This is a genomic window from Streptomyces sp. NPDC001156, from assembly GCF_053598275.1.
This window is the reverse complement of the sequence record NZ_JBSFJX010000007.1, coordinates 23990-40461: the sequence shown is the minus strand read 5'-3', so window position 1 is coordinate 40461 and position 16472 is coordinate 23990. Positions and strand designations below refer to the sequence as shown.

Genomic DNA, 16472 nt, shown 5'->3' with positions numbered 1-16472 from the left:
GCTACATCCGACTCAGTGACGCCGCCGCGAACAGCACGTCGCTGATCGCCTCGCGGTCGCCGACCTGCCCCGCCGCCGCCTCCTGGGGCGGCACATGGCCCGCTGCCAGACGGCAGAACTCCACCGCGTCGAGTGCGACGTGCGCCACTTCGCGCTCGGCGGTGGCGACCGCTCCCGGGGAGTCGAGGGCGATCAGCCACTCGCCGCCGCCCGCGCCCTCGATCTCCAGGCGCAGGGTGCGCCCCGGTTCGCCCGCCGGGACGAGGTGGCGGGTGCGGCCGGGCGCGGCGAGCCCGGCCTGCCGCCGCGCCGCCAGAACCCCGGGCAGCATCCGCGCCCCCAGGTCGATCATCCTGTTCAGAAGGCGCGGGGCCGGCGGCCCGTACGGATAGTCGATGGCGCCCGCGATGTCCTCCGCGTGCACCCAGCACTCGAAGGCCCGGTCCACCATCGCGTCGCGCAGCGACAGCGCGAAACTCCCGTACGACACCGAGGGCTTCCCGGAGCCCCCGTCGGTGAAGGACAGCGTCCGCACCAGGTTGTGGCTCTGGTCCCGCCACCGGTTCCGCACGGACCGCGTCGGCGGGAAGTGCGAGGTGCGCCAGTACGCCTCCGTACGGCCCTCCGGTGTGCCGTCCTCGACGGTCACGTCCCCGAGCGGGTCCTCGAGCCCCAGCGACACCGCCACCAGCCCGTCCACGGACAGCAGATGGGCGATTACACCGGCGACGGTGGTGCGACGGCTCGCGGGGCCCGTCCCGTCGAACCACCGCAGGCGCACCGGCGTGTGCCACTCGGCGTCGCCTATGTCCTGCAGCAGGGCGTCGAGGCGCGCGGCCTCCGCGTCGTACGGCGCCACCCAGTCCGGCACCGGGATGCGCGGCGGACGCCGGTCGAGGCAGGCCTCCAGCACGCGGGTGCGCAGAGCGGGGTCGAGGTCGAGGCTCTCCAGACGCTGCAGCAGGCCCACGGCCTCGCGCAGTTGCAGCGCCTCGTCCGCGCACGCGCCGCAGTCGCCGAGGTGGGCCTCGACGGCCGCCGTCTCCTCGAGCGAACAGGCGGCGAGCGCCCACGCCCCGAGCAACGACTTCAGCTCCCGGTGCTCGAGCGCGAGCGGGTCCGAAGGCGTGGGGGACGGTTCGGGATCGGGTAGGGGCAGCCCGGTCTCCTCGGCGGAACCGTGCGCCGGCGGCACCGGTCCGCGCTCGCCCCCGGGGCCCTGGGAGCCGCCGGGGGATCTGTCCGTGCCGTCGCGCAGGTCGTCGCCGTCCTCGGGGGCGTCCGGACCGCCCGGCCCGGCGCCGCTCGGGCGGTCGGGTCCGTTCGTGCCGTTGTGCCGGTCGTCGCCGTGCTCGCGGTTGTCGGGGCCGGTCACCACACCGCTCCCGGTTCGGGAGGGACGCCCGAGGGGCCGGTCTCATGGGCCGTGGCCAGCAGCTGGAGGCCGAGGCGGAGCCTGCGGCGGGCCTCGTCCTGGGTGATGCCGAGGTCGACGGCGGTCTGGCGGTAGTCCCGGCGCTGGAAGTAGGCCCGCTCGAGCGCGGCCCGCAGCGGTATGGGCATCGAGGTGGCGATGTAGTCGGCGCGGGCCGCGACCGAGGCGCGGCGCACCTTTCGCTCCAGGTCCTCCCGGGTGCCCCCGCCGCTCCGGGTGAGCGCTGCGGTCTCGTCGGCGCGCAGCCGCTGCACGGCGAGCCGGTGGGTCAGCGTGGCGACCCAGGTCCGCAGGGGACCCTGCCTCGGGTCGTAGGCCTCGGGGTTCTCCCAGACCTGCACGAACACCTCACGCGTGATGCCGTCCGCCGCCTCCTCGTCCCCGAGCACGCGTTGGGCGAGGCCGTGCACGAGCGAGGCGAACCGGTCGTAGCACTCACCGAGCGCGGCGGCCTCACCCCGGGCGAGCCGCTGCTGGATCCGGCGGTCCCAGCGGGGCGGTGCGTCCTTCTTCGCCATGCGGCCCCCTCGTCCCCGGCCCTGCCGGGCCCTGTCCCGGTCCAGCCTCCGTCCCCTGCCTCCTCGAATGTAGTCGGCACGTAGGACAACGCACGCCCCTTTGGCGCAATGTGCGCCCCTTGGCGAGCCGTTGGTGGTAAGGGCGCCCGGACGGGACTGGTGGATCGGGCGAGGGCGCCCTCGACGCATATCTGGCGATCAGACATGAACGAACACGATCGTTGCGGATTGAATTGGCTCAATTCATACGTACTTTCGATCGAAAGTGCGGTGTTTCATGGAGGTGTGTTGGGGCAGCCGCGCCTGAAGGAAGCGTAGGGACCGTTTCCGTTTCGATCAGGTGCAGGCAAGCAGGAGGCGTGGCGGTGACACTCAAAGTGACCTTCGCGGAGCACGGCGAGTGGGCCGTGCTCCAAGTGGCGGGCGAGCTGGATCTGGTGACATCGCCAGTGCTGCGGCAGCGGGTGCACGACGCGGTGGCGGACGGCCGTCATCACGTCGTCCTTGACCTCTCCGAGGTCGTCTTCTGCGACTCCAGCGGGGTCGGCGTACTGATCGCCACCCGCCGGCTGATCCGCTCCTGTCAGGGCCGGCTCAGACTCATCCTGCCCTGGCCCGAGGGGGTCGAAGCGGCCCACGTCAACCGGGTCCTCGCGGCCCTCGGCGTGCGACGCCTCTTCGACGTATACCCTGACGCCACCGCGGCCATCGACGAGGACTCCAGACCCCTGAGCGCGTAGCCCCGCACGGCCGGGCGCGGTCCGTACGGCCTCGCGCCGACCGGATCCCGCCGCCCGGCATGTGGCCCGTCCCACACCCGGGGCACGCCCGTACCAGGGAAAGTCGCAGGACAGACACACTGTCGTCGCAGAATTCCTGCGATCTTGGTACAAGCGTCGTTTTCCGTCACTCATGAGCCCCGGCTCGTCGTACGCTCCCTGCGAGACACCCCCGACGTCACGTAAGGCGGCCCGAAGCACATGGTCAGTACCGAATACGAGCGCAGGATCGCCGCCAGGTTCGCCACCTTCGACCAGGACGGCAACGGCTACATCGACCGCGAGGACTTCAGCGCGGCGGCCAAGGCGGTCCTCACCGAGTTCGGCACCACCGCCCGTTCGGAGCAGGGGCAGGCCCTGTACGCCGGCGGCGAGGCCTTCTGGCAGGGCATGGCCGGGATAGCGGACCGGGACGGCGACCAGCGCATCACGCGCGAGGAGTTCGTGGGGAGCGCGGTCAAGCGGCTGCGCGACAACCCCGACCGCTTCGCCGAGATCGCCCGGCCCTTCCTGCACGCGGCGCTCGCCGTGGCGGACGCCGACCGCGACGGCGTGGCCACGGTCCAGGAGACCGTCCGCGTCCTGAAGGCCCTCGGCGTGCACGAGGACATCGCCCAGGCGGCCGCCGCGACGCTCGACGCGGACGGCGACGGCAAGGTCGGCGAGGCGGAGATCGTGTCCGCCTTCGCGCGCTACTTCACCGTTCCCGAGTAGCGTTCGCGCAGCTTGTACTTGAGTACCTTCCGCAGGGTGTCGTTGCGCGGGAGGCCGTCCACCACTTCCAGCTGCTCCGGCAGCTTGTGTACGGACAGTCCTTCCGCGCGCAGGTACGCGGTGACCGCGGACAGGGTCAGCTCGCTGGCCGCCGGAGCTCGTTCGACCACCGCGCAGACCCGTTCGCCGCGTTCCTCGTCGGGCAGCCCGATCACGGCCACGTCCTGGACCGCGGGGTGCCGGTGCAGCAGGTCCTCGATCTCCCGGGCGGAGATGTTCTCGCCCTTGCGGATGATGACGTCCTTCAGGCGTCCGGTGAGCACCAGATGGCCACTGCCGGTGAGACGGCCGAGGTCTCCCGTGCGGAGGAACCCGTCCTCGTCGAACGCCTCCGCCGTCCGGTCCGGGTCCAGGTACCCGTGGCAGACGGCCTCCCCCCTGAGGCGCACCTCGCCGTTCACGATCCGTATCTCCATGCCCTCGGGCGGCCGGCCCTCCGTCGTCGCCAGGTTCTCCGCCGAGTCGTCCGGGGCCCCCATGGTGATCATTGGCACCTCGGTCATCCCGTAGCCGTGGGTGAGCTGCACGCCCATCTCGCGGACGACGCGGTGGTAGAGCTCGGGAGGCTTGGGCGCGCCGCCGCCCGCCAGCAGCCGCAGGGTCGGGATCACCTTCACACCCGGCTGTCTGCGCTGCTCCGCCAGGAACATCGAGTAGAAGGCCGTCGAGCCGCCGGCCACCGTCACTCCGTGCTTGCGGTAACCCTCCAGTGCCTCCGGCAGCGCGAACTGCTCGAACATCACCGCGGGGAAGCCGTACAGCAAGAGCATCACCGTGTAGTCGGGGCCGGCGACATGGGCGTAGGGAAAGGCCATCGAGCCCACGTCGTCCTCGGACAGCTGCAGCGCGTGCGCGAGGCAGGAGCCGCCCGCGATCAGCGAACGGTCCGTGTGCAGCACGCCCTTGGGGTCGGAGGTGGTGCCCGAGGTCCAGTAGATCCAGCGGACCGAGGTGCCGTCGGCGGGCGGCGCGGGCAGGACACGGGGATCGCCGTCGGGCAGGCCGTCGCCGTGGTACGCCTCGAAGACCCCCTTCGCGCCGAGCCGGCGCGCCATCGCCGTGTGGTCGAAGCCCCGCCAGGTGCCCGGCACCGCGAAGAACTCCGCCTTCGACTCCCGTAGCGCGAAACCCACCTCGCGGTCCCGGTAGAACGGGATGACCGGTGTCTGCACGGCGCCGAGGCGGGCCAGCGCGAAGGACAGCAGGGCCGTCTCGATACGGGTGGGCAGCTGCCAGGCGACCACCGTGCCGGGGCGCACGCCCATGCCGTGGAGCCCGGCGGCCACCCGCTCGGCGCGGTCGCGCAGTTCCCCGAAGCTCAGGGAGCGGTCGTCCTGGAGCAGGACGGGCCGGTCGGGGGTGAGGGAGGCGCGCCGGGCGACCAGTTCCCAGAGCGTGCGGGATGTGCCCAGCGCGTGCGCGGTCTCGTTCATGAGGCCCCCAGTGTTCTGACGGTAAGTCAGATAGTGGGCAGAGCGTAGGCCTCACCGCCTTGTCGGTCCAGGGGTGCGGGACTAGCCTGCTGGGGACCGTATACCTGACGGGCCATCAGATCAACCTGGCGGCTGTCAGGGAGCCGCTGCCCGGCGGAGGGGACTCATGACCGAACTGCCCCGCATCATCAGCGTCGACGACCATGTGATCGAACCCGCCCACCTCTTCGAGACCTGGCTGCCGCAGAAGTACCGGGACCGCGGCCCCAAGCCGCTCATCGCCGGAATCGGCGAGCTCGCCTACGTCGGCGGCAAGTACCGGATCACGATGGACCCCGATGGCCCGCCGACCGACTGGTGGATCTACGAGGACCTGCAGTTCCCCTACAAGCGGAACATCGCGGCCGTCGGCTTCGACCGCGACGAGATGACCCTGGAGGGCATCACCCGCGGGGAGATGCGGCGCGGCTGCTGGGACCCGGCCGAGCGGCTCAGGGACATGGACCTCAATCACGTCGAGGCCAGCCTGTGCTTCCCGACCTTTCCGCGCTTCTGCGGTCAGACCTTCGCCGAGGCCCACGACAAGGAGGTCGCGCTGGCCTGCGTGCGCGCGTACAACGACTGGATGGTCGAGGAGTGGTGCGGCGACAGCGGCGGCCGGCTGATCCCGCTGTGCCTGATCCCGCTGTGGGACGTCGGCCTCGCCGTCGCCGAGATCACGCGCAACGCCGCCCGCGGCGTGAAGGCGGTGACCTTCTCGGAGATCCCCACCCACCTCGGGCTGCCGTCCATCCACTCCGGCCACTGGGACCCGTTCTTCGCGGTCTGCGAGGAGACCGGCACCGTGGTGAACATGCACATCGGCTCGTCGTCCCAGATGCCGGCCGCCTCCCCGGACGCCCCGCCCGCCGTGCAGGCCTCGCTCTCCTTCAACAACGCGATGGCCTCGATGATGGACTTCCTGTTCAGCGGTGTCCTGGTGAAGTTCCCGCGGCTCAGGCTCGCCTACTCCGAGGGGCAGATGGGCTGGATCCCGTACGCTCTCGAACGCGCCGACGACGTCTGGGAGGAGCACCGCGCCTGGGGCGGCGTCCGCGACCTGATCCCCGAGCCGCCGTCGACGTACTACTACCGTCAGATCTTCTGCTGCTTCTTCCGCGACAAGCACGGCGTCGCGTCCCTCGACGTGATCGGCCGCGACAACGCCACCTTCGAGACCGACTACCCGCACGTCGACTCGACCTTCCCGCACACCAAGGAGGTCGCCCTCGACCATGTGAAGGGGCTCGACGACGAGACGGTGTACAAGCTGATGCGGGGCAACGCGATCCGGATGCTCGGTCTCGACATGGACCGGGACCGCTAGTGGATCTCGCCGACTCCCCCGAGGAGGACGAGTTCCGGGTCCGGCTGCGGGAGTGGCTGGCGAAGGTGCTGCCGACTCTGCCCCCGAAGCCGTCCCCTGAGGACTGGCCGGCCAGACGCGCCTACGACCTCGGCTGGCAGCGGATGCTGTACGACGCCGGGTACGCGGGCCTGCACTGGCCCGAGGACGCGGGCGGAAGAGGGGCCACCCCCACCCGGCATCTGATCTTCCTGGAGGAGACCGAGAAAGCGGGCGCGCCCTACGTGGGGGCCAACTTCGTCGGGCTGCTGCACGCGGGTCCGACGATCGCCGCCGAGGGCACGCCCGAGCAGCGGGCGCGCTGGCTGCCGCCGGTGCTGCGCGGCGAGGAGGTCTGGTGCCAGGGCTTCAGCGAACCGGACGCGGGCTCCGATCTCGCCTCGCTGCGCACTCGCGCGCGGCGGGACGGCGACACCTACGTGGTGAGCGGGTCCAAGGTCTGGACCTCCCATGCCGAAGTCGCCGACTGGTGCGAACTGCTGGTGCGCACAGACCCCTCGGCACCCAGGCACCGGGGCATCACCTGGCTCGCGATGCCCATGGACGCCCCCGGCATCACCGTGCGGCCGCTGCGGACGCTCGCCGGGTCGAACGAGTTCGCGGAGGTGTTCCTCGACGAGGTGCGGGTGCCGGTGGCCAACCGGGTGGGCGCGGAGAACGACGGATGGCGCGTGACCATGGTGACGCTCTCCTTCGAACGTGGCACGGCGTTCGCGGGCGAGGTGGTGGCCTGCCGCCGCGTCCTCGGCGAACTGGCCCGCGAGGCCCGCAGCAACGGCCGCTGGGACGACGCTCCGCTGCGGCGCAGACTCGGCCGGCTGAACGCGCACTTCCGCGCGCTGTGGCGGCTCACGCAGTGGAACGTGAGCGCGGCGGAGAGCGCCGGGGGAGTGCCGGGCGCCGGGGGCTCGGTCTTCAAACTGAGCTATTCGCACGCCCGTCAGGAGCTGTACGACACCGCCGCCGAGGTGCTGGGCACCGGCTGCCTCGACCTCGGCCGCCCCTGGGTGCTCGACCGGCTGTCGTCGCTGTCGTACACGATCGCGGCCGGGACCTCCCAGATCCAGCGGAACATCGTGGCCGAGCGGATCCTCGGGCTGCCGAAGGGGCGGTGACTCGCTTGCACTTCCAGCCGACCGACGACCAGCGGGCGCTGAGGGCCGGAGTCCGCGAACTGCTCGTGCGCCGCTTCGGCCGGGAGGCGCTGCGGGCCGCCGCCGGCCGGCCCGGGGTGCTCGACCGCGCGCTGTGGCGGGAGCTGGGCCGGGCGGGCTTCTTCGCGCTGCGACTGCCGGAGGCGGAGGGCGGTGCCGGACTCGGACTGCCCGAGGCTGTGCTCGTCTTCGAGGAGGCGGGCCGGGCGCTGCTGCCCGGACCGCTGGTCGCCACGCATCTCGCGGCCGGGCGGGTGGTGGGCGCGGCGGCCGGCGAGACGGTGGTCACGGCCCCCTCCGGCGGGCTCGTGGAGTGGCTGGCCGAGGCGGACGCCGTACAAGGGGACGTCACCGGCGCCGTACCGATGGCATCGGTGGACCCGCTGACGCCGCTGCACCGGCTGCCGGGCGACCCGGGCGACGGCCCCGGCCCCGTCGCCGTCCTCCTCACCGCGGCCGAACAACTCGGCGGCGCTGCCCGCACCTGCGAACTGGCCGTCGAGCACGCGCGGACGCGGGAGCAGTTCGGACAGCCGGTCGGAGCCTTCCAGGCGGTCAAGCACATGTGCGCGCAGAGTCTGGTGCGCGTGGAGACGGCCCGCGCCGCGGTCTACGCGGCCGCCGTCACCGCCGATCCCCTGGACATCGCGGCCGCGCGTCTGCTCGCCGACGAGGCCGCCGTGCGCGGCGCCCGCGACTGTCTGCAGGTGCACGGCGGCATGGGCTTCACATGGGAGGCGGACGTACACCTGTATCTAAAGCGGGCCTGGGTGCGGACCCAGCGCACGGGGCCGACTGCGTACAGTGACGAACTGCTTGCCGTGGACCTGTTGCCGAAAGCGGTCTAAACGCCTCTGTACAGGCACTCTTCGGGGCGGGCGGCGTGAATATCGCGGAACGTGGCGATCCGACATCACAGAGCGTTGATATCGGGTTGTGTCCTATGCGTGACTTGTCACGGACTGGAGTCGGTGGGGGGCTCCGGTACCTTGTGTGGGATGCGAGCGGTTCCGAGCCCGAACCACATCGGTGCGGCCCCTATGGCGGCGCCGGATCCGGCGCTGCGTACCGCCCGCAGGGCAGGGAGGACCTCCGTACCTGCCTGCTCGACTCGTCTCGACAGGCGCCGCACAGTATGCCGTACGCGTACTCCTTCGCGCTGGAATATGCCCGAAGCGCTTGTTGGGGTGACTGTACGTCAACCATGCTGTCGTGCAAGGGAATCACGGTCCGTGACCCTGGTTCCTGCCATGCAGACGATGACCACGATCGTGGCGCTTGCGAGGCGCGAGGCGATGTGTCCGCCGGTTCGGATGGTGTGAGCGGTGCAGGTGCTTCAAGTGCAGCTGGAGATCCGGCCCGACCCCGCGGAGGTGGGGCGGGCCCGCCGATGGGCGCGTTCCCGGCTCGCCGGGTCGGGGATAGCGGCGGACGAGCCGTTGGCCGAGACGCTGGTGCTGCTCGTTTCCGAGCTGGTCACCAACGCGGTGGTGCACACCGGCTGTCCGGCCGTGTTGCGGCTGCTGCTGACGGGAGTGCGGGAGGGTGCCCCGGGCACTCCGGGCGGCACGGTTCGCCTCGAGGTGGCCGATGCCAGCACCCGCCCGCCGGCGCCCCGGCACGCCGAGGGTGACGAGACGGGTGGCCGCGGCCTGGAGCTCGTCGACGGGCTCGCGGACCGCTGGGGGTGGGACCCGGAGGGCTTGGGCAAACGCATCTGGTGCGAGGTGGATCGCTGTGCGGCGGGGGCCGCGGACCGGCTCGCCGAGTACCGGATGGGCGCGCTGTCCCCGGAGTTCGCCTTCGGCGTGGTGTAGCCGTGTGCCCCGACGTCCGGGGCACGAGTGCATGCGCCTGAGCACGAGGCCGCACGGGCTCAGGCCCTGTGGGGTCGGGCGCGTGGCAATGCGCCCGACCGTGCCTCTGCGCGCGCCGTCACAAAAAGGGTATTAGTGAGGAATCCCCTGACCGCTGTTGACGCACGGAGTTCAGCTGATCACTGCTTGTGGGCAGCGATTCGCCGTGAGGGGACGCCGAGGGTTCCGGTGACGGGAGCCCTCGACGAGCGCGGATCGTGATTTCGGCGTCGGCTCCTCGCAGGCGGTCCACGGGACCGTCCCGGGGAGGGGCGGGTACGCCGAGCCGGATGGCGGTGCGCGGTGCCGTGCTCGGGTGAGGAGGGGGCACCTCCCGCGTGAGCGGAGCCGGGAGTGGGGCCGGCGCGCCGCCACCCGACCCTCTCGGTGCGGACTCCCCTAGAGGACCGCGACCGGCGCCACGGGTGTCCCCGTCCCGCCGACGAAGGGTTCGGGCATCGCCGACAGCAGGAAGGTGTAGCGCCCCTCTTCTCCACAGGCTGTGGACAACTCTTCGAGATTCCAGTTCTGGCCCTGCAACATGCCCATCTCCACCAGGTCGAGGGCGTGCACGGGAAGCCACAGGTCCTCGATCTCGGGCGGGAAGACCTCGAAGGTGAGCGTGTCGTTGGCGACGGCGGCCACATCGCGCGCGTGGAACCATTCCGGAGTGCGCACGGACAGCCCCGGTGACGGATACCCGTACGCCTGTTTGTCGCCCGCGAGATAGGTCTGGATCTGTCCGGTCCGCACCAGGACGACGTCGCCGGCCCGGACCCGCGTACCGGCGAACTCCTCGGCCGCCTCGAGGTCCTCCGGAGTCACGGCGTGCGAGCCGTCGAGCCGGTCCCGGCCGAGCGCACGGGCCACGTCGAGCAGCACCCCGCGGGAGACGAGGTGCCGCGGTTTGTCGATGCCGCCGAACGCGGCGCCGCCGTGGGGCGTGATGGTGTCGGCCGGGCGGCCGTTGTAGAGCTTCCCCGAGTGCGAGACATGAGTGAGCGCGTCCCAGTGGGTGGCCGCCTGCAGGCCCATGGTCACGGCGTCGTCGCTGCATGCGATGGTGCCGGGGCCGAAGATCTCCTGGTTGATCTGGACCATCACATGCAAAGGGTTGACGCGGCCGGGGATGACCCCGGTCTGGACGCCGTCCTGCTGCAGTGGCAGGGCGAGGGGAATGCGTCGGCCGCTGCGCACGCAGGCCGCGGCCTGTCTGACCACCTCGTCGGTGATGAGGTTCAGGGTTCCGATCTCGTCGTCACGGCCCCAACGACCCCAGTTGTTCACGCGCTTGGCGATCTCATGGAACGCCGGATGCAGTGCTGGCAGCGACATGAATCCTCCCCGGGGCTTGTCTCCGGCCGTCTGCCGGGCCATAAAATCTAACGGACCGTCAGAAATTGCGGGAAGGGGCCGGGCGTGGGGAACTTCTTGGCAGGCAAGGTCGTCGCCGTCACGGGCGCGGGCCGCGGGATCGGGCGGGCGGTGGCACGGGCCGCCGCGGCGGAGGGCGCGCAGGTCGTCGTGAACGACCACGGGGTGTCGGTGGAGGGCGCCTCCCCGACGAGCGAGGTCGCCGAGGCCGTGGTCAAGGAGATCGAGGCGGCGGGCGGAGAGGCCGTCCCGGTGGCGGACGACATCTCGACGATGGCGGGCGGACAGCGGGTGGTGGACGAGGCGCTCGCCTCGTACGGCCGTCTGGACGGCGTGGTGTGCGTGGCGGGCATCCTGCGCGAACGGATGCTCTTCAACATGACCGAGGAGGAGTGGGACCCGGTGGTCGCCACCCACCTCAAGGGCACGTTCACGGTGTTCCGCGCGGCGGCGGCGGTGATGCGCGCCCAGCGCTCGGGCACGCTGATCGGCTTCACGAGCGGCAACCACCAGGGCTCGGTGGCGCAGGCCAACTACAGCGCGGCGAAGGGCGGCGTCATCTCCCTCGTCCGCAGCACCGCGCTCGGGCTGCACAAGTACGGGGTGACGGCGAACGCCGTGGCGCCGGTGGCCCGGACGCGGATGTCGGCGAACGTGCCCATGGAGCTGAAGGAGATCGGCGAACCGGAGGACGTGGCCGCGCTGGTGGTGTACCTCCTGTCCGATCGCGCCCGGCAGGAAGGCATCACGGGCCAGGTGTACACGATCGCGGGCCCGAAGCTGGCGGTCTGGGCGCAGCCGAGGGAAGTACGGGCGGCGTACGCGGAGGGTTCCTGGACCCCGGAGCGGATCGCGGAATTCCTGCCGGGCTCGGTGGGGACGGACCCGATGCCGATGATCCAGCAACTGGAGGCGATGGAGAGGGCGGCGCGGGAGGGGACCCGACCCAATGCGTAGGGCTGTACTCCGGCCCGCACAGCCGATCGTGAAATGCCAGGACACCGATGTGAGGCGGCAACTGTGGAGTTCGGCCCCGATCCCGAGGACCAGGCCTTCCGAAGTGAGGCAAGAGCCTGGCTGCAAGCCAACCTTCCGGTCCGGACCACCCGGCGCGACTGGGAACGCACGCTCGGGCGCGCCGGCTGGATCGGCCTCGGCTGGCCCGAGGACGGTCACGGCAACCGCCGTGCCACCCTCACCCAGCAGGTCGCATGGGCGGAGGAGTACGCCCGCTCGGGGGCGCCGCCCCGCTCCGGGCACATCGGCGAGAACCTCCTCGCCCCCACCCTCCTCGCACACGGCGCACCCGGCCAGAAGTCCCGCTTCCTGCCTCCGATAGCGCGCGGCGAGGAACTGTGGTGCCAGGGCTACAGCGAACCCGGTGCCGGCTCCGATCTCGCGGGGCTCCGCACCACCGCCGTACGCGACACCCCGGACACCTACCGCATCACAGGCCAGAAGATCTGGACCTCCCTGGCCCACGAGGCGGACTGGTGCTTCGTCCTCGCCCGCACCGACCCGGCTGCGCGCCGCCACCACGGCCTCAGCCTCCTCCTCGTGCCGATGGACCAGCCCGGCCGGATCGAGGTCAGGCCCATCCGCCAGCTCACCGGGACCAGCGAGTTCAACGAGGTGTTCTTCGACGGTGCGACGGCCCGGGCCGAACACGTCGTCGGCGGCGAGGGGAACGGATGGCGCGTCGCGATGAACCTGCTCGGCTTCGAACGAGGCGTCTCCACGCTGGCCCAGCAGATCGGATTCGCGAAGGAGCTGGGCGACGTCGTGCGCACGGCCCTGGCCACAGGGGCCGCGGACGATCCCGTCGTACGGGACCGTCTCGTCACGCTGTGGGCCGAACTGCGCGCGATGCGCTGGAACGCCTTGCGCACGCTGGGCGGCACGGCGGGAGCGGGCGCCCCGAGCGTGGCCAAACTGCTGTGGGCCGGCTGGCACCGCCGGCTGGGCGAGCTGGCGGTGCAGGTACGGGGCGCGGCGGGGGCAGTGGGTCCGGACGACTGGTCGCCGCGGTCGCCCTACGAACTGGACCGGTTCCAGCACCTGTTCCTGTTCAGCCGGGCCGACACCATCTACGGCGGCTCGGACGAGGTCCAGCGCACGATCATCGCCGAGCGCGTGCTCGGCCTGCCGAAGGAACCCAGGGGACCCAAGGGCTGAGGAGTTGCGATGCCAGGTGCGATACGAGGCGTGCTCTACGACGGAACGCAGCCGCAGGTCGTGGACGATCTGGAGGTACGGGACCCGGGGCCCGGCGAGGTGCGGGTGGCGGTCCGCGCGGCGGGGCTGTGCCACAGCGACCTCTCCGTGGTGGACGGGACCATACCTTTCCCCGTTCCGGTGGTGCTCGGCCATGAGGGCGCGGGCGTGGTGGAGACGGTCGGCGAAGGCGTCACCCATGTCCGGCCAGGGGATCATGTGGCCCTGTCCACCCTGGCGAACTGCGGGGCGTGCGCGGAGTGCGACCGGGGGCGGCCCACGATGTGCCGGCAGGCGATCGGGCGCCCGGGGCGGCCGTTCACGCATCGCGGCCGGCCCGTCCACCAGTTCGCCTGCAACTCGGCCTTCGCGGAGCGGACCGTGGTGAAGGCGGTCCAGGCGGTCGGTATCCCGAAGGACATCCCGCTGCCGTCGGCGGCGCTGATCGGATGCGGCGTCCTGACCGGTGTGGGCGCCGTGCTGAACCGTGCCCGGGTGGACCGGGGCGACACCGTCCTCGTCATCGGCACAGGCGGCGTCGGTCTCAACGTCCTTCAGGGGGCGCGGATCGCGGGCGCTTCACGGATCGTGGCGGTGGACGCCAACCCGGAGAAGGAGGCGATGGCCCGCCGGTTCGGCGCGACGGACTTCCTCACCTCGGTGGACGGGATCAGGGACCTGCTGCCCACCGGCGCCGACCACGCCTTCGAGTGCGTCGGCCGCGTCGAGCTGATCCGCGCGGCGATCGACTCCCTGGACCGGCACGGCCAGGCTGTCCTGCTCGGGGTGCCGCCGGCGACGGCCGAGGCGACGTTCCTCGTCTCCTCGATGTACCTGGACAAGTCCATCCTGGGCTGCCGCTACGGCTCCTCCCGCCCCCAGCGCGACATCGCGCTGTACGCCCGCCTCTACCGTGAAGGCCGCCTGCTCCTCGATGAGTTGGTGACGGCCACGTACCCGGTCGAGGACTACGAGAAGGCGGCCGCCGACGCGCACGCGGGGAGGGTGGCGAGGGCCGTACTGACGTTCTGACCCGGGCGCTCACGGCGGCGGGTGCCCTGGGCGAAAGCGTGCGATGCCCGTCCTCATCCCCTGCTGACGGCGAGGGACTGGCGGCCGCCGGCACCATTGGTCCGGTCGGCCGCCGGGTCCGGGGAATCCGTGCGGAACGTCCGCCGATAGGCGGTGGGGGTGACCCCGAGCGCCGCCTGCAGGTGCTGCCGCAACGACTGGGCCGTGCCGAATCCCGCGTCCCGCGCCACCTGGTCGACCGACAGATCGGTGGACTCCAGCAGATGACGGGCCCGCTCCACGCGCTGCTGGGTCAGCCACTGGCCGGGGCTGACGCCCACCTCCTCGCGGAAGCGGCGGGTGAAGGTGCGCACCGACATGGACTCCTGCTCCGCCATGTCCCGGAGCTGAAGGGGCTCGTGGAGGCGCTCGAGCGCCCACGCGCGAGCGCCGGTCGTGGTCGCCAGTTGCGGATCCGGTACCGGCCGGTGGATGTATTGCGCCTGACCGCCGGCGCGATGAGGTGGTACGACGGTGTGGCGGGCCACTTCGTTGGCGACCGCGGTGCCGTGGTCACGGCGCACCATGTGCAGGCACAGATCGATCCCGGCCGCCACACCGGCCGAGGTCAGGACGTCGCCGTCGTCGATGAACAGCACGTCCGCGTCGACCCTGATCCGCGGGAAGAGCCGCTGGAGGTGTTCGGCGTCGGACCAGTGCGTGGTGGCGGGCCGCCCGTCGAGACGGCGGGCGGCCGCGAGGACGTAGACACCGGTGCAGATGGAGGCGAGCCGGGTGCCGGGCCGGATGTGCGCGAGGGCGGCGGCCAGTTCGTTGGTGAGCACGCCCTCCTCGAAGACCGGGCCGAGTTCATACGAGGCGGGGATGACGACGGTGTCGGCGGTCGCCAGTGCCTCCGGGCCGTTCTCGACGTGGATGGCGAAGTCGGCATCGGTCTGCACCGGCCCCGGTGGCCGGACCGAGCAGGTGACCACCGTGTACAGATGCCGTCCAGCCGCGTCCTTCGGGCGCCCGAAGATCCGGTGCGGGATGCCCAACTCGAACGGGAGTAGCCCGTCGAGGGCGAGGACGACGACGCGGTGCGGCCGGAACGGGGACCCAGGAGTCATGGCCCGATCCTAGCGAAGGCTGTCCTCCGGGCCACTCGTATCGGCCCGCTCCGGCCCGGATCCTCTATGACGTGACGCAGACAACCGACGCCGCGGCCGCAGCGGAGTTCCGGACCGACAAGAAGCCGCCCCGCATCCACCGGGCATGGTTCGTCGCCGCCGTCACCTTTGTGACGATCATCGGCGCCGCCGCCTTCCGCTCCCTGCCGGGACTGCTCATCGACCCGCTCCACCAGGAGTTCGGCTGGTCACGCGGCACGATCGGCGCCGCGGTCTCCATCAACCTCGCGCTGTACGGGCTGACCGCCCCCTTCGCGGCCGCCCTGATGGACCGCTTCGGGATCCGCCGGATCGTGGCCGTGGCCCTGACCGTGATCGCGCTCGGCTCGGGCCTGACGGTGTGGATGGACTCCGCCTGGCAGCTACTGCTGTGCTGGGGTCTGCTGGTCGGCCTCGGCACCGGTTCGATGGCGCTGGCCTTCGCCGCGACGGTCACCAACCGCTGGTTCACCGAGCGCCGCGGCCTGGTGACCGGCATCCTCACCGCCGCCTCGGCCTCCGGGCAGCTGATCTTCCTGCCCGTGCTGTCCTGGATCGTCGAGACGCATGACTGGCGCCCGGCCGCCGTCACGGTGTCCCTCGCCGCCCTCGCGGTCGTCCCCTTCGTCTGGCTCCTGCTGCGCGACCACCCGGCCGACGTCGGTCTGAAGCCGTACGGGGCCAAGGAGTTCGTGCCGAAGCCGGAGCCCGCCCGGGGCGCCGCCCGACGTGCGGTCACGGTCCTCTCCTCGGCCGCCCGCACCGGCACCTTCTGGCTGCTGGCCGGCAGCTTCGCGATCTGCGGAGCCTCCACCAACGGCCTGATCCAGACCCACTTCGTGCCCGCGGCCCACGACCACGGCATGCCCGTCACGGCGGCGGCCTCGCTGCTCGCGGTCATCGGCGTGTTCGACGTCGTCGGCACGATCGCCTCCGGCTGGTTCACCGACCGCTTCGAGGCGCGCCGCCTGCTCGCGGTCTACTACGCCCTGCGCGGTGTCTCGCTCCTCTTCCTGCCCATGCTGCTGGCGCCGAGCGTCCACCCGCCGATGCTCTTCTTCATCCTCTTCTACGGCCTCGACTGGGTCGCCACGGTCCCGCCCACCGTCGCCCTGTGCCGCGCGCAGTACGGCGACGACAGTGCGATCGTCTTCGGCTGGGTCCTCGCCTCGCACCAGGTCGGCGCCGCGCTCGTGGCCTTCCTCGGCGGTGTCGCCCGGGACGCGTTCGGCTCCTACGATGTGGTCTGGTACGCGTCGGGCGCGCTGTGCGCGGCCGCTGCCTTGATGGTGCTGGTGATCCGGCGGCGCCCGGTGGTGATCCCGGCCGTCGTACCGGCCTGAGGCTCTC

At 71.6% G+C, this 16472-nt stretch carries 15 protein-coding genes; 10 read left to right on the top strand and 5 right to left on the bottom strand.

Annotated elements, in window-relative coordinates:
* Position 1: 1 nt before the first annotated feature.
* Together ACWDA7_RS05945 and ACWDA7_RS05940 are read right to left on the bottom strand one after the other, a co-directional pair.
* The gene (locus ACWDA7_RS05945; protein ID WP_450602959.1) at positions 2 to 1378 is read right to left on the bottom strand and encodes a maleylpyruvate isomerase N-terminal domain-containing protein; all 1377 of its coding nucleotides are present in this window, start codon (positions 1376 to 1378) and stop codon (positions 2 to 4) included.
* Positions 1372 to 1953 (bottom strand): sigma-70 family RNA polymerase sigma factor, encoded by a 582-nt coding sequence (locus tag ACWDA7_RS05940; RefSeq protein WP_450602958.1) that lies wholly within the window; start codon positions 1951 to 1953, stop codon positions 1372 to 1374. The genes ACWDA7_RS05945 and ACWDA7_RS05940 overlap by 7 nt, the downstream gene beginning before the upstream one ends.
* 359 nt (positions 1954 to 2312) lie before the next feature.
* On the opposite strand from ACWDA7_RS05940, the gene ACWDA7_RS05935 reads away from it, so the two are divergent.
* Entirely contained in the window at positions 2313 to 2693 is a 381-nt protein-coding gene (locus ACWDA7_RS05935; RefSeq protein ID WP_450602957.1) for an STAS domain-containing protein, read from the top strand.
* Positions 2694 to 2933: 240 nt separating this feature from the next.
* The gene (locus ACWDA7_RS05930) at positions 2934 to 3446 is read left to right on the top strand and encodes an EF-hand domain-containing protein (protein ID WP_450602956.1); all 513 of its coding nucleotides are present in this window, start codon (positions 2934 to 2936) and stop codon (positions 3444 to 3446) included.
* Here the strand turns inward: ACWDA7_RS05930 and ACWDA7_RS05925 are convergent.
* On the bottom strand, positions 3425 to 4939 hold the full coding sequence (locus ACWDA7_RS05925; protein WP_450602955.1) for a class I adenylate-forming enzyme family protein: 1515 nt from the start codon (positions 4937 to 4939) through the stop codon (positions 3425 to 3427). The genes ACWDA7_RS05930 and ACWDA7_RS05925 overlap by 22 nt on opposite strands.
* Positions 4940 to 5105: 166 nt before the next feature.
* On the opposite strand from ACWDA7_RS05925, the gene ACWDA7_RS05920 reads away from it, so the two are divergent.
* The 4 genes from ACWDA7_RS05920 to ACWDA7_RS05905 all read left to right on the top strand — a co-directional run bounded on the left by ACWDA7_RS05920 (position 5106) and on the right by ACWDA7_RS05905 (position 9315).
* Positions 5106 to 6305 (top strand): amidohydrolase family protein, encoded by a 1200-nt coding sequence (locus ACWDA7_RS05920; protein WP_450602954.1) that lies wholly within the window; start codon positions 5106 to 5108, stop codon positions 6303 to 6305.
* Positions 6305 to 7459: an acyl-CoA dehydrogenase gene (locus ACWDA7_RS05915; RefSeq protein WP_450602953.1), complete on the top strand. Its 1155-nt coding sequence runs from the start codon at positions 6305 to 6307 to the stop codon at positions 7457 to 7459. The genes ACWDA7_RS05920 and ACWDA7_RS05915 overlap by 1 nt, the downstream gene beginning before the upstream one ends.
* A gap of 5 nt (positions 7460 to 7464) precedes the next feature.
* The gene (locus tag ACWDA7_RS05910; RefSeq protein ID WP_450603058.1) at positions 7465 to 8346 is read left to right on the top strand and encodes an acyl-CoA dehydrogenase family protein; all 882 of its coding nucleotides are present in this window, start codon (positions 7465 to 7467) and stop codon (positions 8344 to 8346) included.
* 477 nt (positions 8347 to 8823) lie between these two features.
* Complete coding sequence (locus ACWDA7_RS05905; protein ID WP_450602952.1) at positions 8824 to 9315, top strand: ATP-binding protein; 492 nt, start codon at positions 8824 to 8826, stop codon at positions 9313 to 9315.
* Positions 9316 to 9753: 438 nt separating this feature from the next.
* On the opposite strand, the gene ACWDA7_RS05900 is transcribed toward ACWDA7_RS05905, so the two are convergent.
* Entirely contained in the window at positions 9754 to 10689 is a 936-nt protein-coding gene (locus ACWDA7_RS05900) for a cyclase family protein (protein WP_450602951.1), read from the bottom strand.
* A gap of 84 nt (positions 10690 to 10773) precedes the next feature.
* On the opposite strand from ACWDA7_RS05900, the gene ACWDA7_RS05895 reads away from it, so the two are divergent.
* The 3 genes from ACWDA7_RS05895 to ACWDA7_RS05885 all read left to right on the top strand — a co-directional run bounded on the left by ACWDA7_RS05895 (position 10774) and on the right by ACWDA7_RS05885 (position 13974).
* A complete protein-coding gene (locus tag ACWDA7_RS05895; protein WP_450602950.1) occupies positions 10774 to 11685 on the top strand; it encodes an SDR family oxidoreductase in 912 nt (303 codons plus the stop codon).
* A gap of 63 nt (positions 11686 to 11748) precedes the next feature.
* On the top strand, positions 11749 to 12903 hold the full coding sequence (locus ACWDA7_RS05890; RefSeq protein WP_450602949.1) for an acyl-CoA dehydrogenase family protein: 1155 nt from the start codon (positions 11749 to 11751) through the stop codon (positions 12901 to 12903).
* A 21-nt stretch (positions 12904 to 12924) separates the two neighbouring features.
* A complete protein-coding gene (locus ACWDA7_RS05885) occupies positions 12925 to 13974 on the top strand; it encodes a Zn-dependent alcohol dehydrogenase (RefSeq protein ID WP_450603057.1) in 1050 nt (349 codons plus the stop codon).
* A gap of 53 nt (positions 13975 to 14027) precedes the next feature.
* Here the strand turns inward: ACWDA7_RS05885 and ACWDA7_RS05880 are convergent, their stop codons facing one another.
* Complete coding sequence (locus ACWDA7_RS05880) at positions 14028 to 15083, bottom strand: GlxA family transcriptional regulator (RefSeq protein ID WP_450602948.1); 1056 nt, start codon at positions 15081 to 15083, stop codon at positions 14028 to 14030.
* 71 nt (positions 15084 to 15154) lie between these two features.
* On the opposite strand from ACWDA7_RS05880, the gene ACWDA7_RS05875 reads away from it, so the two are divergent.
* On the top strand, positions 15155 to 16465 hold the full coding sequence (locus tag ACWDA7_RS05875; RefSeq protein ID WP_450602947.1) for an MFS transporter: 1311 nt from the start codon (positions 15155 to 15157) through the stop codon (positions 16463 to 16465).
* Positions 16466 to 16472: the final 7 nt, after the last annotated feature.